At 61.7% G+C, this 19,247-nt stretch carries 18 protein-coding genes; 11 read left to right on the forward strand and 7 right to left on the reverse strand.

The window, feature by feature from the left end:
• The first annotated feature begins 22 nt into the window (after positions 1–22).
• A complete protein-coding gene (locus tag HX855_RS30905; RefSeq protein ID WP_177091077.1) occupies positions 23–763 on the forward strand; it encodes an SDR family NAD(P)-dependent oxidoreductase in 741 nt (246 codons plus the stop codon).
• 140 nt (positions 764–903) lie between these two features.
• On the opposite strand, the gene HX855_RS30910 is transcribed toward HX855_RS30905, so the two are convergent.
• Genes HX855_RS30910 through HX855_RS30925 form a run of 4 tightly spaced genes read right to left on the reverse strand, consistent with a single transcriptional unit; the run spans position 904 to position 4,474 of the window.
• On the reverse strand, positions 904–1,584 hold the full coding sequence (locus HX855_RS30910; protein WP_177091075.1) for an HAD-IA family hydrolase: 681 nt from the start codon (positions 1,582–1,584) through the stop codon (positions 904–906).
• Positions 1,571–1,978 (reverse strand): RidA family protein, encoded by a 408-nt coding sequence (locus HX855_RS30915; protein WP_177091073.1) that lies wholly within the window; start codon positions 1,976–1,978, stop codon positions 1,571–1,573. The genes HX855_RS30910 and HX855_RS30915 overlap by 14 nt, the downstream gene beginning before the upstream one ends.
• A gap of 13 nt (positions 1,979–1,991) precedes the next feature.
• Entirely contained in the window at positions 1,992–3,290 is a 1,299-nt protein-coding gene (locus tag HX855_RS30920) for a dicarboxylate/amino acid:cation symporter (RefSeq protein WP_177091071.1), read from the reverse strand.
• Between the two features lie 59 nt (positions 3,291–3,349).
• Complete coding sequence (locus HX855_RS30925; protein WP_177091069.1) at positions 3,350–4,474, reverse strand: alanine racemase; 1,125 nt, start codon at positions 4,472–4,474, stop codon at positions 3,350–3,352.
• A gap of 87 nt (positions 4,475–4,561) precedes the next feature.
• Here HX855_RS30925 and HX855_RS30930 point away from each other — a divergent pair, with 87 nt between their 5' ends.
• Entirely contained in the window at positions 4,562–5,467 is a 906-nt protein-coding gene (locus tag HX855_RS30930) for a LysR family transcriptional regulator (RefSeq protein WP_177091067.1), read from the forward strand.
• Between the two features lie 337 nt (positions 5,468–5,804).
• Complete coding sequence (locus tag HX855_RS30935; protein ID WP_177091065.1) at positions 5,805–7,850, forward strand: prolyl oligopeptidase family protein; 2,046 nt, start codon at positions 5,805–5,807, stop codon at positions 7,848–7,850.
• Here the strand turns inward: HX855_RS30935 and HX855_RS30940 are convergent.
• Positions 7,847–8,716: a LysR substrate-binding domain-containing protein gene (locus HX855_RS30940; protein WP_177091063.1), complete on the reverse strand. Its 870-nt coding sequence runs from the start codon at positions 8,714–8,716 to the stop codon at positions 7,847–7,849. The two genes, HX855_RS30935 and HX855_RS30940, sit on opposite strands and share 4 nt — an antisense overlap.
• 134 nt (positions 8,717–8,850) lie before the next feature.
• On the opposite strand from HX855_RS30940, the gene HX855_RS30945 reads away from it, so the two are divergent.
• From HX855_RS30945 to HX855_RS30960, 4 genes are read left to right on the forward strand one after another with little or no spacing between them, the layout of a single operon-like run.
• Positions 8,851–9,903, forward strand: coding sequence for an agmatine/peptidylarginine deiminase (locus HX855_RS30945; RefSeq protein WP_177091061.1), 1,053 nt, complete (start codon positions 8,851–8,853; stop codon positions 9,901–9,903).
• A 4-nt stretch (positions 9,904–9,907) separates the two neighbouring features.
• Positions 9,908–10,801 (forward strand): N-carbamoylputrescine amidase, encoded by an 894-nt coding sequence (gene aguB / locus HX855_RS30950; RefSeq protein WP_177091059.1) that lies wholly within the window; start codon positions 9,908–9,910, stop codon positions 10,799–10,801.
• Between the two features lies 1 nt (position 10,802).
• Positions 10,803–11,891 carry an extracellular solute-binding protein gene (locus HX855_RS30955; RefSeq protein WP_177091057.1) on the forward strand — a complete coding sequence of 363 codons (1,089 nt, stop codon included), beginning with the start codon at positions 10,803–10,805 and terminating at the stop codon, positions 11,889–11,891.
• A 20-nt stretch (positions 11,892–11,911) separates the two neighbouring features.
• A complete protein-coding gene (locus HX855_RS30960; RefSeq protein WP_177091054.1) occupies positions 11,912–13,027 on the forward strand; it encodes an agmatine/peptidylarginine deiminase in 1,116 nt (371 codons plus the stop codon).
• On the opposite strand, the gene mug is transcribed toward HX855_RS30960, so the two are convergent.
• A complete protein-coding gene (gene mug, locus HX855_RS30965) occupies positions 13,024–13,539 on the reverse strand; it encodes a G/U mismatch-specific DNA glycosylase (RefSeq protein ID WP_177091052.1) in 516 nt (171 codons plus the stop codon). The two genes, HX855_RS30960 and mug, sit on opposite strands and share 4 nt — an antisense overlap.
• Positions 13,536–14,159: a TetR/AcrR family transcriptional regulator gene (locus HX855_RS30970; RefSeq protein WP_177091050.1), complete on the reverse strand. Its 624-nt coding sequence runs from the start codon at positions 14,157–14,159 to the stop codon at positions 13,536–13,538. The genes mug and HX855_RS30970 overlap by 4 nt, the downstream gene beginning before the upstream one ends.
• 104 nt (positions 14,160–14,263) lie before the next feature.
• Between HX855_RS30970 and HX855_RS30975 the strand changes: the two genes are divergently transcribed.
• Genes HX855_RS30975 through HX855_RS30990 form a run of 4 tightly spaced genes read left to right on the forward strand, consistent with a single transcriptional unit; the run spans position 14,264 to position 19,098 of the window.
• Entirely contained in the window at positions 14,264–15,295 is a 1,032-nt protein-coding gene (locus tag HX855_RS30975) for an HlyD family secretion protein (protein ID WP_177091048.1), read from the forward strand.
• Positions 15,292–16,746 (forward strand): MFS transporter, encoded by a 1,455-nt coding sequence (locus HX855_RS30980; protein WP_177091046.1) that lies wholly within the window; start codon positions 15,292–15,294, stop codon positions 16,744–16,746. The genes HX855_RS30975 and HX855_RS30980 overlap by 4 nt, the downstream gene beginning before the upstream one ends.
• An 18-nt stretch (positions 16,747–16,764) precedes the next feature.
• On the forward strand, positions 16,765–18,144 hold the full coding sequence (locus tag HX855_RS30985) for an efflux transporter outer membrane subunit (RefSeq protein ID WP_177091044.1): 1,380 nt from the start codon (positions 16,765–16,767) through the stop codon (positions 18,142–18,144).
• Positions 18,145–18,156: 12 nt separating this feature from the next.
• Positions 18,157–19,098, forward strand: a complete 942-nt coding sequence (locus tag HX855_RS30990) for an aldo/keto reductase (RefSeq protein WP_177091042.1) — start codon at positions 18,157–18,159, stop codon at positions 19,096–19,098.
• Positions 19,099–19,247 lie beyond the last annotated feature (149 nt).

Genomic DNA, 19,247 nt, shown 5'->3' on the forward strand with positions numbered 1-19,247 from the left:
GAATCATTACAGAGGTATCAGTATGGGCCGGTTGGAAAATAAAGTGGCCGTTGTGACGGGTGCGTCCAAAGGCATTGGGGCGGCTATCGCTACGCTGTTCGCCGCCGAAGGTGCAGCTGTTGTTGTGAACTACGCCTCAAGCAAAAACGATGCTGACAAGGTTGTGGCGAGCATCACCGCGGCGGGCGGCAAGGCCATCGCCGTCAAGGGCGACGTGAGCATCGCTGGGCAAGCCAGCACGATCATCAAGGCTGCGGTTGCCGAATTTGGCCGCCTGGACATTCTTGTCAACAACGCCGGTATTTACGAGTTTGCACCGCTCCAGGAGATCACTCCGGAGCATTTTCACAAGAGCTTCAACATCAATGTACTGGGCCCTCTGCTGATGACGCAGGCCGCTGCGAAACACTTGGGGGAGGGAGGCAGTGTCATTAACATTGGTTCCAATATCACCCATATGAAACCGCCAGGCTCTGCCGTTTATGCTGCGAGCAAAAGCGCAATCGAAACGATCGGCGGGGTGTTGGCCAAGGAACTGGGTGGTCAGAAAATTCGTGTAAACACCCTGAATCCAGGGCCTACGCGCACTGAGGGTACCCGCCAAATCATGACCAATAACGAAATGAGCCAGCACATTATCAACAACACACCGCTGGGCAGAATGGGGTTGCCCGAAGACATTGCTGTAGTTGCGTTATTTCTGGCCTCGGATGACTCGGCCTGGATTACGGGCGACGTGCTTCTTGCCAGCGGCGGCCTGTAACACACGTCCCAGGGCGCCTCGGGCGCCAGGGGTCTACCTCAGATTATTTTATCAATGCGGTGAGTCGTTCATCATCAACGGCGCCCCTACTGATGTGATCTGCTCCGAGGTTGACCCTGCTACTTTGGGATGCATCCACCTTATGACGCTGAAACAATGCTCGCCAAATCCGCCGCAAGGGTGTCCAGGGTCGGTCTCATGATCAGAGGCCGTGGGGCGCCCTCTGGAGCCGCCAATCCAACACGGTTATGCCAGATCGTTGGTAAGCCCACTTTCTCGGTCCCGAACAGGTCATAAGCGGAACCGGCGACGAACACCGCATTGGCTGGGGCAATACCCAAGGTTTCCAAGGCCAAACGATAGGGCGCAGGGTCCGGCTTGTAGAATCCGGCTTTTTCCGAGGTGATGACGACATCGAACGGTACGCCCATCAAGTCTGCAGCAAGGCGGCCCAGTTTCTCTGAGCAGTTAGTGACAATGCCCAGCTTATAGTGGGGTTTCAACGCCGCGAGCACGGACTTGGCCTCGGGCCATGGCGCCAACTCACCCCAGCGTGCTTCCAACTCACCAGCGGCCTCACGGCCCAGCCCAACCTCGATTGCCGCTTCTTCGACGAGCGTTTCATAAGGCCGATACGTGCCGCAACCATAGGTCGCCCTGAGATACGCCATGCGCCAGGTACGACCCATTTGCTCTGAACCGGCCACGGCATTCCACAGCGTCCAAGAGTCCAGCAAGGCAGTCAGCAGATCAAACAGGACAAGCTCCACAGGGCCGGATGCTTGAGTGTCGAGCGGTGTTACGGGGTTATTTGAAGTCATGCGATGGTCCTCTTAAGGGGTGTCGAATTTCAGCCACGGCGGTGATCTCTACCAAGGCACCATGGTGGAGTTCGCCACAGGGAATGATTGCCCGCGCCGGCTTATGCGCGCCCATCAACGCCGTGTAGATTGTGTTGATGGTCGGCCAGTGCTGAACGTCGTTGATAAATATTTGCACGCTGACCAGATTCGTCAGGGTTGCACCGGCAGCCCCGAGAACGGCTTCGAGATTGGCCATGGCCTGAACGAACTGGGCCTCGATACCCTCCGCAAAGCCGCTGGAATCCGGGCTGAAAGGCAGCTGGCCAGACACATACAGCAAGTGGCCCGAGATCACGCCGTGGGAGTAATGTCCGCCCGGCGCCGGTAGTTTTTCTGAGGTGATGATTTCCATTAAGACCTTCCGCTCAAGCGTTGGAACACGGTTCGCTATACGCGTTTGATGGCTGCGTAACGGTTTCGACAGCGTGAGGGATTTCAGCATCGGTATAACCTTCCCACTTTGAAACCGAAGCCGTCGCGATGCTGTTACCCAGCACATTGATCGCCGTGCGACCCATATCGAAAAAAGGATCGATACCCAGCAATAGCAATAAGCCCGAAGCCGGCAGCCCCAAAGAAGGCAATGAAGCGGCGACAACCACCAGGGATGCACGCGGCACACCCGCCATGCCTTTGCTGGTCAGCAACATCACGAGCAATACACCGACCTGCTGGGCGAACGTCATTTCGATATGGAAGGCTTGGGCAATGAAAATCACCGCAAATGACTGATAGAGCATGGCGCCATCGAGGTTGAAGGAATAACCCAGCGGAAGCACGAAGCCGGAAACACGGCGTGGCACGCCGAAGCGCTGCAATTGCTCGATGGTCTTGGGAAACGTCGCTTCGCTGCTTGAGGTAGAAAACCCAATCAACAGCGGGTCGCGGATCAAGGCCAGCAGCCGGTAGATGCGCGGCCCGAGAATCAACCGTCCCACCCCTATCAAGAACAACGCCAATAGAATAAGTGCCAGGTAATAACCCCCCAGCAGCTTGCCATAGGTGCCCAACACCCCCAGGCCACGGGTCGTGATGATGGAACACAATGCGGCCCCCACCCCCAGCGGCGCCAGCCACATGATGTAGCCGGTCAACTTCAACATGATGTCGAAGATGGCATCAGTCAGTTCCACTATCCGGCGTTTCAATGCCCCGCCGACCGACGCGGTGGCAAAACCGAACAGCACCGCAAACAAAACGATCTGCAAGATATCGTTGCTGGCCATCGCACTGACCACACTTTGCGGCACGATGTTGATGATGAAACTCTTAAGATTGAAGGGGGCTACGTTGATGCCGGAGCTTTCATTGGCGGCTGGCAAATGAGCCGCCATCTCGCCGCCCAGATTCAGAACGTTGCACGCCACGATGCCGATTAACAGCGACACCACCGACGCAGATAAAAACCAGGCCAACGAACGCACGCCCATACGACCGATGGCTTGGGGATCCTGCATATTGGCAATCCCCGATACCAGCCCGCAGAACACCAACGGCGCAATGATCATCTTGATCGCGCGCAGGAATATCTCGGTGAATATCGACAGGTATTGAGAAACCACTGACTGTGCAGTGGACTCGCTCAACAGGGGATGCAATAGGGCGCCTGTAACGGCCCCAAGCATCATGCCGATTAAAATCCAGAGTGACAGGTTCTTCATCATCAGAGGTACGCCTTTGTTGTTATGGGATTAAGTGGCGGCAGTCGAACGATCAATGATTTTTACCAGCCCGAAATGCGTGACCAGTAACCGAGGCGGCGTCCCTCGGCCAGGACGTGATAACCGGCATGTTGTGCCGAGGTGGCGCAGGCATGGTTGGGCAGGATGCGCAGTTGGGTGCCTACCGACAGTTCCACGGCAGACCCGATATTTCCGGAACGCGAGGAAATGATCCCGTGCTCCTGATTGGCCGCCGAAACGATCAAATCACCAATGGGCTGCCCGGCGAGGTCGCAGACGATGCCATAACCCTGGTCCACGCTTTGCCTGGCCGTACCCCGGTCACGGGACAGCGCCATCCAGCCCGCGTCGACAATGGTCCAGCCCTTTTCTGACTGATGGCCGATGACGGTGGTCAGCACCGAGACCGCAATGTCCTGAACCTGGCAAACACCCAGGCCCGCCATCACCAGATCAAAGAAGGCAAATACCCCGGCCCGGACTTCCGTGATACCGGACAGATCCTGGGTAAAGAGTGCCGTGGGCGTCGAACCGATACTGACGATGGATAGCTCAAACCCCGCCTCATCGAGCAACCGAGTGGCATCGACCACTGCGGCACGCTCTTGCCGGGCATAGGCTTCGATTTCGGCGATGGAGCGGCTGTCGTAGGCGTTTCCGGCATGGGTCATAACCCCACTGACCGTCACACCGCTGCCACGCAATAGCTGGGCAATCTCCACCAGCAGCGCAGAGTGCGCCGGTATACCCGAACGATGGCCGTCGCAGTCGATCTCCAGCAGAACCTCGAACACCTGCTCGTTGCTGCGGGCAAAATTGGCCAGCAGCCGGGCGCTTTCCAAGTTGTCCAACACCAGCTTCAACGCCAGCCCCTGCTTGATCAGCCTCGCGGCATGGTCGAACTTGTTGGGTGCAATGCCTACGCCGTACAGGATGTCGACAAACCCGGCGGCAAAAAAGAAGTCTGCCTCGCGCAACGTGGACACCGTAATCGGCCCACGCCCACCGGCAAACAGGCGCTCGGTCACTTCGAGGGATTTGTTGGTTTTTACGTGGGGCCGCAACACCACATTGAACGGCGCCAGCTTGTTACGCATACGCAGAATGTTGGCGTCCAGACGTTCAAGGTCCAGTAACAACGTGGGGGTTTCGAGTAGTTCTGCCATTTGTGCTCTCCGGTAATGGCGCTATTCTAAGCCGTCAAAACCGTCGTGAACTTTAATCTCCCTAACTCTATAATTCAGTAAAACTTAATGAACGATGCATTCGAAATACGTTTCCTGCTGGTCATACGTGAAAGCAAAAGCCTGCTGGAAGCGTCACGCAAACTGGGCCTGACACCTTCAGCAGTCACTCAGCGATTGCAGCAGATGGAGAAAAAACTCGGCATTCGATTGGTGGACCGCTCTGCGCGGCAACTGCGCTTCACCGATGAAGGCGAGGTGTTGTGCCTGCGCGGAGCTGAGCTGATCCAGCAATTCGATGCCCTGCTGGAAGACCTGCAAGAGCGGCGTAGCGGCTTTGTCGGCAAACTGAAAATCAACGCGCCCTTCGGTTTTGGCAGGCAGTACGTGGCGCCTGCGGTCGCAGCTTTCCAGCGCCTGCATCCGGAGGTCGAGATTGCGCTGACGCTATCGGACCAACCGATGGTCGAAGCCACGGATCGCTTTGATGTGGTGATCCACATTGGTGAGCTGCGCGCCTCCAATCTGGTCTGCCATGCCATTGCGCCGAACCGCCGGTTCATCTGCGCCTCGCCGACGTTTATCGAACAGTACGGCCTGCCCGAAAGTCCTGAACAACTGGCTGAACTGCCTTGCATCGCCTTGCGCGAGAACAATGAAGACGTGACCCTCTGGCACTTCACCCGTGGCCGAAAAACCCAGAGCGTGCGTATTCGTCCAACCCTGAGCTGCAATGACGGCAGTGTGATTCGGCAATGGGGCCGCGAGGGGCAGGGCATCATCCTGCGGTCCGAATGGGACGTCGCTGATGCCCTCGCCGACGGCTCCTTGGTGCGCTTGCTACCGGCCTGGAAATTGCCGGACGCCGATGTCGTGGCCTTGACTCACCAGCGCGAAGGCCTGCCTGCACGGACGCGCAACTACATGAGCTTTTTGCAGGCGTCTTTCCGCCCCATGCCACCGTGGCGTGTTTGATCCTGGCCAGGTGATGCCTGACGTAGCCGTCTGCGCGAGGCCGTTGGCGGCACGCGCGGCCCGCGGAGACACGCCATTGGATCGCTTGGGAGCGAGACGGAACGCCGCCATTTTAGAACTTGAAGGGCTTCGAACACCCCGAGGCTTCATCGTGATGGACGTATCGCCCGGCGGTCGCCAATGACGGTTAATCATTCGGTCCCGGGTACGGATTGATCAATCTATCGCTTAAGTGAACAGCATTGCTCGCTGGCGTGAGCTTTTTTTATCGCTCAAAGCAGGTCAAAGTCGGGCACCCTATGGGCTATCCCTTACTGTTTTTCGACTGGATTCGAACATGGAAAAACTCTGCGAAACGTCCCCCGACCCCTACCAATGGCTTGAAGATGTCGACGGCACGGGTTCATTGGACTGGGTCCAGGCCCAGAACCTCAAGACCGAAGACCGGCTCGCCCGCACCGATAGCTTCCTGCACCTGAAAGCCGAGGTGCTGCAGATACTGGACTCGGACAGCAACATTCCCCACGTCGATAAAGTCGGCGCCTATTACTACAACTTCTGGATGGACGCCGCTCATCCCCGTGGCCTGTGGCGTCGCACCACGCTGGCGGAGTACCGCAAGGCCCAGCCTGCCTGGGAAACGCTGCTGGACCTGGATGCCTTGAACGCCGCCGAAGGCGAAAACTGGGTGTGGCACGGCGCTGATTACTTGCGCCCGGATTACCAACGCTGCCTGCTGGAGTTGTCCCGCGGCGGGGCGGATGCGGGGGTCATCCGTGAGTTTGATCTGGGCACTAAAACCTGGGTCGAAGACGGCTTCCAATTGCCCGAGTCCAAGGGCGGCCTGGGCTGGATTGATCGTAACAACGTGTATGTCTTCACCGATTTTGGCGAAGGCTCGATGACCCGTTCCGGTTACCCGCGCATCGTCAAACAGTGGCAGCGCGGTACGCCGTTGAGCGCCGCCACGGTTGTCTACGAAGGCACGCTGGATGATATGTACATTGCGGCGATGCACGACGACACGCCCGGCCATGAGCGTGACTTCGTCAGCCGCACGCTGGCGTTCTACAACAACGAGCTGTACCTGCGGGGCAACGATGGCCGGTTGAGCAAAATCGACGCGCCTAACTCGGCTGAAAAGTCGGTGCATAAAGGCTGGCTGCTGCTGGAGTTGCGCGACGACTGGGCGCTGGACGAAGTGTTTGTTTCCGGCTCGTTGCTGGCGATCAATTTTGATCGGTTCATGGCGGGCCAGCGGGATTTCGACGTGCTGTTCACGCCCACGGACAGCACCTCGCTGACAGGGTTTATCTGGACCCTGAATCACCTGGTGCTGAACGTACTCGATCACGTCAAGAGTCGCCTCAGCGTGCTCACGCCCGGCGCGAACGGATGGCAGCAACGCCCGTTCACGGGGGTGCCCGGCATGGGCACGGTGTATGCCCGCGCAGTGGACAGCGACGACAGTGATGCCGTGTGGCTGGTGACCACCGATTACCTGACGCCCACCACCCTGGCGCTGGCCGAGATCGGTCAGGCGCCCGAGGTGCTGAAAAGCCTGCCGGCGTTTTTCGACTCAAGCCAGCACATGATCGAGCAGCAGTTCGCGGTCTCCAGGGATGGTACTCGTGTGCCGTATTTCGTGGTGCGCGGGAAGGGCCTGCCACTGGACGGTACGGCGCCGACCTTGCTCTATGGCTACGGCGGTTTTGAAATCTCCCTGACCCCGCAGTACTCCGGTGAAGTCGGCCGCGCCTGGCTCTCGAAGGGTGGCGTGTACGTGGTTGCCAACATTCGCGGTGGTGGTGAATACGGCCCGCGCTGGCACCAGGCGGCGCTCAAGCAGAACCGGCCTCGGGCTTATGAAGATTTTGCCGCCGTGGCCCGGGACCTGATCGCCCGGGGCATCACGTCTGCCCGGCACCTGGGGGCACAGGGTGGCAGTAATGGCGGCTTGTTGACCGGCAATATGCTGACCCAATACCCGGACCTGTTCGGTGCAATCGTGTCCCAGGTGCCCTTGCTCGACATGCAGCGCTATCACCACTTGCTGGCCGGGGCGTCGTGGATGGCGGAATACGGCAACCCGGACGCGGCTGAAGAGTGGGCGTACATCCAGAGGTTTTCGCCGTATCACCTGTTTGATCCGGCGAAGGCCTACCCGCCGGTGTTTTTCCTGACCTCGACCCGTGACGACCGCGTCCATCCCGCCCATGCCCGCAAGCTGGCGGCGAAGATGATTGCGGCCGGCAAGGACGTGACCTACTACGAAAATATCGAGGGTGGGCACGGCGGTGCGGCGGACCATGCACAGGCGGCGCATATGAAAGCGTTGGTCTACCGCTTTTTGTGGGAGACACTGAGCGGCAGCCGGGACTAACCGGCGCCGGCGGTTGCCAGGTTGGCCGTCAACCATTCACTGAAACACCGTGCCAGCGGGTCGTTCTCGCTGTCACGGTGGGTCAGCAACGCCCAATTCGGCCCCCGAATGGTGTCCTCTACCAGTGGCTGCAACAGCCCGCTCTCCAGTGCCTGGCGACTCAGTAACTGGCTGACCAGCGCAATCCCCAACCCCGTACACGCCGCATCCAGCAACAGCCCCGGGTCAGAGAAATTCAGCCCCTGATCCTGCTGCCCCACATCAATCCCGGCCTCCACCGCCCAATGGCTCCAATCCATCTCCCGTTCGCCGTGCAGGGTGGTGCGTTGCTCCCTGGGCTGTGCCAATACCCGCGGATGGCACGCCGGGAACAGGCGGTCGGCATGCAGCACCTTGAAGCTGCATTCGGCCTGGGAGCTGATGTCGTCGCGTACGGCGAGGTCGATGGTCTGGCTGGCCATGTCCGGGACTTCGTCGGTGCTGAATATCCACAGGTCGACCTCAGGGTACTGGCGGCGGAAATCCTCCAGGCGTGGCAGCAGCCAATGGCGGGCGAAGGTCGGCGTGGTGTTGAGCACCAACTGGTTGGGTTTGCGGTACTGCCCCAGGCGACGAACACCCACGGCCAATTGCTGCAACAGCGCCTGGGTGGTGCTGAGGAAATCGTGCCCGGCATCGGTCAGGCTGACGCTGCGCCCACTGCGAAAAAACAGCGGTTGTTCCAGGTACGCCTCAAGGCTGCGAATTTGCTGGCTGATCGCGGATTGGGTGAGGTGCAGTTCCTCGGCGGCCTTATGGAAACTGCCCAGCCGGGCGGCGGCTTCGAAGCCGCGAAGGGTGCCCAGAGGCGGCCAATGGTTCAGCATGCTGATAAGTTCCTCTAATCAGTTTTCCACAAAATCCATCGTTTGTTTGCCCGTTTTCACCGCCGTAGCATGCATGCCAAGACCTCACAGGCAGTTTTCATTGAACACAATGACTTAACTCAAAGGTATTTGTCATGCAGCAGAACGAAATTCAAAACAGTGGCGGGTGGATGCCGGCGGAGTGGGCCAGGCATGCGGCGACGTGGATGGTGTGGCCCCATAACCAGGCGCTGTGGGAGTCGGGTTGGGGCGTGACGTTGCCGCTGGTGCAGGAAGACTTTGCCCGTGTCGCCAATGCGATTGCGCGGTTTGAACCGGTGAAAATGATCGTCGACCCTTCGGCGGTGGAAAGCGCACGGGCCTTGTGCGGGCCGAACATTGCACTGATCGAACTGGCAGTGAATGACAGTTGGTGCCGCGACTCCGGCCCCAGCTTCGTTTGTCACCCGCAACACGGGCTGGCCGGTGTGAGCTGGCGCTTCAACGCGTGGGGCGGCAAGTCGGCCCATGACCTGGATGAAAGCCTGGCGCGCCGTGTGCTCAATCACCTGGGCATGGAATGCCTGGGCACGCCGTTGAGCAACGAAGGCGGCGCCATTCATGTGGACGGCGAGGGCACGTTGATCACCACCGAATCGGTGTTACTCAACCCCAATCGTAATCCGGGGGTGACCAAGGCCGAGATCGAGGAGATATTCACGCGGCTGCTGGGCGTGAAGAAAACCATCTGGCTGCCCGGCGATCCCGACCATGTGACCGGCGACATGACCGACGGCCATGTCGATGGTGTGTGCGCATTCGCCCGTCCGGGCGTGTTGCTGGTGGATGCCACCCACGACACACACTCGGTGTACGCCGAGGTAGTGCGGGAAAACCGTCGCGCCCTGGAGTTGGCCACCGATGCCCGGGGCCGCCGCTTCGAGATGGTCGAGCTGTATGAGGCGACCGACGCCGTGGACACCGAGGCTGAAGTGTTTTGCGCCTCCTACACCAACTTCTACATCGCCAATGACGCGATCATCATGCCGGCCTATGGCATTGATGCCGACCAGGTGGCGGCTGACGTATTGGCCCGGACGTTCCCCGGGCGCACGGTGGTGCCGGTGCGGATCAATCACCTGGCCCACGGCGGCGGCGGGGTGCATTGCATCACCCAGCAGCAGCCGGCCTGGCCAGTGAAGGGGTGACGCCATGTCCGTACTGACGATCGCCGTCACACAAATGCCCTGCACCTGGGACCTGCCCAAGAACCTCGATCTGGCCGAGCAATTGGTGCGTGATGCGGCACGGCAGGGCGCCCAGGTGATCCTGCTGCAAGAGCTGTTTGCCACCCCGTATTTTTGCATCGAGCAGCACCACAAACACCTGGCGCTGGCTCAGGAATACCGGCACAGCGCGGTGCTCAAACGCTTTGCCGCGTTGGCCCGGGAGCTGGGGGTGGTGCTGCCCCTCAGTTGGTTCGAGAAGGCCGGCAATGCCTGTTTCAATTCCTTGAGCGTGGCCGATGCGGACGGGCAGTTGCTGGGGGTGTATCGCAAGACCCATATCCCCAACGCCGTCGGGTATCAGGAGAAGGAATACTTCAGCCCCGGCGATACCGGTTTTCGGGTCTGGGACACGGCCTTCGGGCGTATCGGCCTGGGCATCTGCTGGGATCAATGGTTCCCCGAAACCGCACGCTGCCTGGCGCTGATGGGCGCCGAAGTGTTGCTGTTTCCCACGGCGATCGGTTCTGAGCCTGGCTGCGCGACCCTGGACTCCCGGGACCATTGGCAGATGACCATGCGTGGGCATGCCGCCGCCAACCTGGTGCCGGTGGTCGCGGCCAACCGTGTCGGCCGCGAGGTGGCGACCACCGACCCAACCTTGCAAATGGACTTCTACGGCTCGTCTTTTATCTGCAATCACAAGGGCAAGCTGCTCGCCGAAGCCGACCGCGACAGCACTGGCGTGCTGGTGCACCGCCTGGACCTGGCGGCCATGCGCGAGGACCGCCTGACCTGGGGCATCTACCGCGACCGTCGCCCGGAGATGTATGGCGGGCTGCTGAGTCTGGATGGGCATCACACCTACCGAGGGCTTTGACATGAAGGTTACCTGCACGCTGTTGCTCTGCTCGTTGGCGCTGGCGTCGCCGCTGCACGCGGAAGAAAAGACCCTGAAGCTCTACAACTGGGCCGACTACTTCGCCGAGGACACGCTGTCGCGTTTCACCGCCGAAACCGGGATCCAGGTGATCTACGATGTGATGGACGGCAGCGAAACCCTGGAGGCCAAGCTGATGGCCGGCGGCAGTGGATACGACCTGATTTTTCCGGGTGACACCGTGGGCGAGCGGTTGATGCGCGCCGGCAGCCTGCAGCCGCTGGATCCGTCCAGGCTCACCGCCCTGGATGACATCGAGCCCGGTTTGCAGCAGTTGCGCACGCACTACACCTACTCGAACAAAGCCACCGTTCCCTACACCTGGGGCACCATCGGCCTGACCTACAACACCGAGCAGATCAAACAGCGCCTGCCGGACGCGCCGGTCAACAGCCTCGACCTGTTGTTCAAGCCGGAGTTCGCCGCCAAATTCGCCGACTGCGGAATTTCCCTGATCGACTCGCCGGACGAAGTGCTGGCGGTGGTACTCAATTACCTGGGGCGTGACCCGCGCAGCGCCAAGCCGGCAGACCTGGCCGCGGCCAGCGAGCTGTTGCTCAAGGTGCGGCCTTACATCCGCAAGTTCCAGTCGCAACCGGTGACCGACCTGGTGAACGGCAACCTGTGCCTGTCCCTCGGCTACAGCGGTGACATGACCCAGGCGCAACGCGCAGCGGACGCCGCCGGCAAACAGGTCACGTTCGGCTATCACATCCCCCGCGAGGGCACCACGGTGTGGATGGACACCATGGCGATCCCCGTGGATGCCCGGCATCCGGAGTATGCCTACGCGTTCATCAACTTCGTCATGCGCCCGGAGAAGATGGCCGCTATCAGTAACTTCACCGGCTACCCCACCGCGAATGCCAAGGCACGCCCCGGGGTTGACCCGGCGATGCGCAACAACCCGCAACTCTACCCGGACGAGGCCACCTTCGAACGCCTGATCCCGGGTAAGGACATCCCCCAGGCGGACATGCGTGCGCGCATGCGGGTCTGGACCAAATTCAAAACTGCTACCGTTAAATAACCCCACTGAGAGAGTTGCCCATGACACGTCGCGAATTCATCAAACAGGTATCGGTGGTTACCGCCGTGGGCGCGGCCGTGTCCGTTGGGCTGGGACCGGGCCAGGTGCAGGCTGCCACCCAGGGCCACTGGTTCATGCCGGACGAAGGTGAAAAACACCAACAGGCGTTCATTGCCTTTGGCGCGCAAGAGGCCATTCACGAGGACTTTACGCCGGATGTGCAAGCGGCCCTGGGCCGGATCGCCCGCGCCATTGCTCGTCACGAGCCGGTGACGGTGTTCTGCCGCGCGGATGAGCGGGCGCTGGCCGAAGCCAAGTGCGGCACCCACAACACCACGTTCGTGGTCACGGAGCTGGACGACATCTGGATGCGCGATATCGGCGCCAACTTCGTTATCGATGGCCAGGGCGGGCTGGGCGCCGTGGATTTCAACTTCAATGGCTGGGGCGACAAACAGCAGCACGCCGAGGATGCACAGGTGGCCGCCCTGGCCACTGAAGTCACCAACGCCCAGCCGATTCGCAGCCAACTGGTGGGCGAGGGCGGCGCGATCGAAGTGGATGGCCATGGCACCGGGATCATGACCGAAAGCAGTTGGATCAATGCCAACCGCAACCCCGGCTGGAGCAAGGCTGAGGTCGAGGCCGAGCTGAAGGCGCGTCTGGGCCTGCGCAAAATCATCTGGCTGCCGGGCATCAAGGGCAAAGACATCACCGATGCCCACGTCGATTTTTATGCACGCTTCGTCAAGCCGGGCGTGGTGATTGCCAACCTCGACACCGACCCCGAGTCCTATGATCACAAGGTCACGCTGGCGCATCTGGAGATGCTCAAGCAGGCCACCGATGCAGACGGCCGGCCGCTGCAGGTGCACACCGTGTCGCCGCCGCTTAACCCACGCAAGAACCGGTTCAGCCGGAACAACCCGGATTTTGCGCCAGGTTATATCAACTACTTCGTCATCAACGGGGCGGTGATTGCCCCCGAGTTTGGCGACAAGGTCGCCGACGCAAAAGCCTTTGAACTCCTGTCCAGGCTCTACCCGGAGCGCGAGGTGGTGCAGCTCAATATCGATGCAATCGCGGCGGGGGGCGGCGGGATTCATTGTGTGACCGGTCACCAGCCGCTGGTTTAGCGCGGGTCATTCAGTGCCTGCCGGAGTGGCCGGTACGCGTCGACCAACTGCTCCAGCGTAAACCCAAGGTTGCGCCCGCTGGGGTTGGGCAACACCCACACCGCCGCATTCCCCAGGGAGTGCGGCTGCAACCCCCACGCCATCTCCCGCTGCCCCGTCAGCGCGCCGTACGCCGCCTTGCCCAGAAACGCCACACACCGCGGCGCATAACGGGCGATCTTGTTTTCAAACCCCACTGCCGCCGCCTTGAACTCACCCGCCGACAACTGATCCGCCCGCGCCGTAGGGCGCTCCACCACCGTGGTCAACCCACACTGATACTGCAAGATCGTGCGGTCGTTTTCCGGCTGCACTTCATGGGGCGTAAACCCGGCCAGGTGCAGGGTGCGCCAGAACCGGTTGCTCCTGCCCATAAAGTGATGCCCGGTGGCGGCGGCCCGCAGCCCGGGGTTGATGCCGCAAAAAATCACGGCCAGGTTGTCGGCCAGAATATCGTCCAGTCCTTCTTTCATCCGCAGATGACCTGCACCGCATTGCGCGCCAGGGCGATCAGTTCGGCGTGGGGTTTGCCCGCCCGTGCGCGGATCGACAGGCTGTGCACCAGGGAAGCGGCGAGCACGGCGACGGCCGCCGGGTCTGCACCGCCTTTCAATTCGCCGGCCTCGATGGCCGTGCGCAAGCGGGTTTCCAGATGGGCGTCGAGTGCGTCGAGGCGCTGCAACAGCACGGCACGAATCTCGGCGTCCTCGACAGCTTCGGTGGTGGCGGTGCCGATGATAAAGCAGCCCCGTGGGTCGCCATCCCCCGAAAAGTAGATCGACAACTGGCCTTCATACAGACGCATCAACGCGTCGGCCAACGTCAGGTCCGGGTCGTCCAGTGCGGCGTCGATGGCGGCTGAGGCGAGGCCCCAATACTGCTCGAGTGCCTTGAGATAGATCGCATGCTTGTCGCCGAAGGCGGCGTACAGGCTCGGCCGGTTCATCCCGGCGGCGGTGGCGATGCTGTCCAGGGAAGCGCCGGAATAGCCGGTGCTCCAGAACACCCCAAGCGCCTGCTGCAGCGCTGTTTCAGGGTCGTAGGCGCGTGGGCGGCCACGGCCTTTTGCCTCTGTGGTCTTTTTTTGTGCCATGACGTACAAAAATCCTTGAGTAGAGGTGGGTGGATGGATATTCTTACATCATCGCACAAAATTCAGGCCTCAGTAATCCCGGGCTCAGCAAAGGTGATTCGATCATGAGCAACGCGTTGGAAAACACGACCCGCACACCCTGGCGTTCACTGTTGATGGTGGGCTTTCCGGTACTCATTGCCGCGGTCGGGTATGGGTATTACCTGAAGGACGCACCGTACGTTTCGACGGATAACGCCTATGCCCGGGTGGCAAAAGCGTCGGTCAATGCACGGGTGTCGGGGCAGGTGGTCGAGATCGCCGTGGAAGACAACCAGGCCGTGCACAAAGGGCAGGTGCTGTTGCGGATCAACCCCGAGCCGTTCCAGGTCGCGGTGGACCGTGCCCAGGCCCAACTGAGCGTGGCGCGCCTGCGCATCGAAGGCCTCAAGGCCAGCTACCGGCAGCAACAGGCAGAACTGCAAGCGGCCAAGGAATCGGCGGGTTTCGACCAGAAGGAATTCGCCCGCAAAAAGGCGTTGGTGGCCACTGAGTTTGTGTCCCAGGCGGTGTTTGAGCGGGCCGACACTGACTTGAAAGTCGCCCGGCAACGCGTCGCGTCCATCGAGCAGCAGATCGCCAATACGGTGGTGGCCTTGAACGGCAACCCGGACATCGACATCGACCGCCACCCGGCGATTCGCGAGGCCATGGCGCAGCTCGACGAAGCACAACTTTACCTCTCGTACGCGACGGTCTATGCCCCCGACGATGGCGTGGTGGCCAAGGTGGATGACGTGCAGGTCGGTGACTACCTGAACAGCGGCGCGCCGGCGTTCGCCTTGCTGTCGCCCCGTCGCACCTGGGTTGAAGCCAACTTCCGCGAAACCCAGATGACCCACATGCGCGCCGGCCAGCAGGCAACCATCAAGCTCGACACCTACCCGGACCATCCCTTCAAGGCCCACATCACCAGCCTGAGCCCGGGTGCCGGTGCCGACTTCGCCTTGCTGCCACCGGAAAACGCCACCGGCAACTGGGTCAAGGTGGTGCAGCGGGTACCGGTGCGCCTGGAGCTGGATGACGCCAGCGCCGACTTGCCGCTGTTCTCCGGCACCAGCGCCACCGTCACCGTCGATATCAGGACCGGGCCATGAACGGCGCACGCACCCTCAGGTTCGCGGCGTTGCTGGTGACCTGGTTGCAGGCGGTCAACGTGTCGCTGCCGAACGCGGCCCTGCGGTTTGTGCAGGGCAGCCTGTCGATGACGGATGATGAGGCGGGGTGGATTTTCACGTCGTACCTGGCCGCCAGCGCGATCACCTTGCCGGTGGCCCAGTGGCTGGCCGCGCGCTTCGGCGTGAAGGCGGTTTACCAGGCGGCGATGGTGATCTTTGGCCTTGGGTTGCTGCTGGCGACCGAGGCGACCACGTCGCTGCAGTTCGTCGGCGCACGGCTGATTCAGGGTGCGGCCAGCGGCGTGTTGGCGCCGTTGTCGATGGCCATCGCCCTGGAGACACGTGCCCCGGCGCGGCGGCCATCCTTCGGCCCGTTGTGGACGGCGATCGGGCTGCTGGGCATCGTCAGCGGCCCGGCGATCGGCGGCTGGGTCAGCGAGCATTTCGGCTGGCGCTGGATGTTCTATGCCAGCCTGCCGTGGTTGGCCTATAGCGTGTTGATCGTGGCGCTGTTGCAGCCAGAAAAGAAAGCCAGCAGCCCGCCGGCGTTCGATTTTGCAGGCTTCGCCAGCTTTACCCTCGGTGTGATCGGCCTGCAAATGCTCCTCGACCGTGGCCAGCGCCTGGAGTGGTTTGACTCGCCCGAGGTCTGGCTTGAAGCGACCGCCAGCGTGCTGGGGTTTTACCTGTTCGCCGTGCACCGGTTCACGTCCAACACGCACTTCATCAGCAAGGGCTTACTGCGTGACCGCAACTTCGTGCTGTCGACCCTGATCTTCTTCGCTGTCGGTTTCGTGCTGCTGCCAACCATGGCGATGACCTCGCCGATGCTCGATGAACTGCTGGGCTTTCCGCCGGACACCACAGGCTTCCTCACTATCCCCCGTGGCTTGGGCCTGCTGGGTGCGTTCTGGTTGATGAACCGGGTGCCCGCGTCGCTCGATGGTCGCCCGTTCGTGGTCGCCGGGATCGCGGTGGTGATCTACGCCAACCAGTCGATGCTCGGCTACTCACCGCTGATGGACAGCTGGCCGGTGGCGGTGGCCGGGGCCATCCAGGGTGCGGGGCTGGGCCTGCTGATGCCGGCGCTCTCGCGGGTGGCGTTCAGCACCCTGGACCCGAGCTTGCGCCCCGAAGGCAGCGGGTTGTTCAACCTGTCCCGGGTCTACGGCAGCACCCTCGGCGTGGCGGTGGTGCAGTGGTTCTTCTTCAACAACACCCAGACGATGCACGTGGCGCTGGCCAGTCACCTGACCGGGCATTCGGTCCCTGCATCGACGTCCCTGGCAGGCTTCGGTGCGTTGAACGAAGCCATCACCGGCCAGGCCGCCTTCATCGCGGTGCTGGGCCAATTCAAGATTCTGCTGTGGGCGATGCTGGTGGTGAGCCCGCTGGTGCTGCTGCTGCGTAAACCTGTCACGACCCACTAGTTTTCCGGAGTGTGCCAAATGAAATCCCATGGGCTTGTTATCACGGCCGTTATCACCCTGTCCGCCTGTTCCGTTGGCCCGGACTATAAAGCGCCGGCGGTTACCGCCTCGCCGCACTACGACGTGCAGGCCGAGCAGCGCGTTTCGTTCAGCCAGCCGGTGAATGTCGATTGGTGGTCGACTTTCCAGTCCCATAGGCTCGACAGCGTCATGCGCCGGGCAATTGCCGGCAACCTTGAGCTGACGGCCGCGGACGCCACGTTGCGCCAGGCGGCTGCTTCGGTGGCGGCGGCGGAAGGTGCCCTGTTCCCGCAGGTGGATTTCGCTGCGCAAGCCGGCCGCCAGCGCGTGCATAACGCCGCGCGGCCAACAGTGACGAATGTCTATGGCGTCGGGCCCCAGGTCCGCTTCGACCTCGACGTATTCGGCGGCAACCAGCGCCGGGTCGAGCAACAGCAGGCGTTTGCTGATCTCCAGCAACATCGCTTCGAAGCGGCGTACCTGACGCTGACCGGCGACGTTGCCAGCCAGGCACTGTTGATGGCCTCGGCCACTGCCCAGATGGACGCCGTGCAAACCTTGCTCGCCACCGACGCGAAAAACCTCGAGCTGGTGCGTGCGGCGCAACACAGCGGCGCGGCGACGCAGCTCGATGTGTCCTTGGCCGAAACGCGGCTGGCGCAGGACCGCACGCTGTTGCCGCCGCTGGCCCAGCAGCGAGATGCGGCGCGGCATGCGCTGTCGATCCTGGCCGGCAAGGGCCCGGCGGACTGGCGTGCACCGGACTTCCACCTGGCAGAGTTTGCCTCGGCCACCACGCTGCCCGTCAGCCTGCCGTCCGAACTGGTTCACGACCGCCCGGACGTGCTGCAAGCCGAGGCCGACCTGCGTGGGGCCAGCGCGGCGGTCGGCGTGGCCACCGCCAATCTCTATCCCCACGTTGAGCTTTCCGCCTCCCTGGCCCAGGCCGCGTCGGGCAATGGCGGTGCGGCGTTGTGGGGGTTTGCCGCCGGGCTCGCGGGGCCGATCTTCGACGGCGGCAGCCTCAAGGCGGAGCGCCAGGCAGCGGTGGAGGGCTACAACGCCTCGCTTGCCCGCTACCAGCAGACCGTCATCCAGTCCTTCGGCCAAGTCGCAGACACCTTGCAGGCGATCAACCACGACGCCGAGGAATACCAGGCGCAGACCGCTGCGCTACAGGCCGCCGACAACAGTTTGCGCCTGAACCAACAGGCCTATGGCGCGGGGGAAAATGGCCTGCTGCAAGTGCTGGAGGCCCAGCGCGCCTATGAGCAAGCCTTGCTCGGGCAACTCCGGGCGAGCACCGCCCGACACCTCGACACGGTGCGCCTGTTCGTGGCGCTCGGCGGTCGTTCGGTCAACGATTTCAAACGCTAGTGGAGTCAACACATGAGTTATTACGATGCACTTCGCGATACCCGTTTTCCTCTGGTGCATGGCGCCGGGGCAATGCCAGGAGTGGGTTTTGGCACGCTGTTCAGGGACATGACGGCCACCACCCAGGCGGTCACGGACGCACTGGAGGCGGGCTTTCGCCATTTCGATTGTGCGGAGCGGTATGGCAATGAGGCGCAGGTGGGGGCGGCGCTTCACGACGCGATGATGGCCGGCAAAATCCGGCGCGAGGAACTGTTCATCACCACCAAGCTGTGGAACAACAACCACCGGCCCGAGCGTGTGGTGCCGGCGTTTGAGGCCAGTTGCCGCAGGCTTCAGGTGGATGTGATCGACTGCTACATGATCCATACGCCGTTTGCGTTTCTGCCGGGTGATGAGCTGCATCCTCGGGATGCGTTCGGGCATGTGCTGTATGACTCGGGTGTGACGTTGATCGAGACGTGGCGGGTGCTTGAACGGCTGGTGGATGAGGGGCGGTGCAGGTCCATCGGGTTGTCGGACATTACCCTGGAAACGCTGCGGGAGTTGGTGGCGGTGGCGCGGATAAAACCGGCGGTGGTGCAGGTGGAGTCGCATCCCTATTTGCCTGAGTGGGAGTTGCTGGAGTTCTGCAGGGAGCACGGGATTGTGGTGTTGGCGTTTGCGCCGCTGGGGCATGGGATGAGGCCGCGGGTGCTGGATGAGCCGGTGATTACCGGTATTGCGCGGCGGGTGCGGAAGACGCCGGCGCAGGTGGCATTGGCGTGGTCGGTGCAGCGGGGGGTGGCGTTTTTGACGTCGTCGGTGACGCCGGCACGGATTCGGGAGGATGCTGATATCTCCACGCTGCCGCAGGCGGCGATGCGGGAGATTGAGAAGGACATTACGACCCGGGTGCGTTTTAACCCGGTGATGGATACCGGGGTGTTGGGGTTTATTTCGCGGGAGAAGTAGTGAGGTTGGCCTCGGGGGTGGGAGTGTACATATCCGTTGCTGCGGTAACGGCGGCTTAGGGTTCCGCTCTTACAGCGGGTCACTTTTGGCAAACGCCCCAAAAGTAACCAAAAGGTCTTTGCCCCACCACTCGGTGCCTCGCCTAGGCT

The organism is Pseudomonas sp. IPO3778 (assembly GCF_013386825.1).
Taxonomy (GTDB): domain Bacteria; phylum Pseudomonadota; class Gammaproteobacteria; order Pseudomonadales; family Pseudomonadaceae; genus Aquipseudomonas.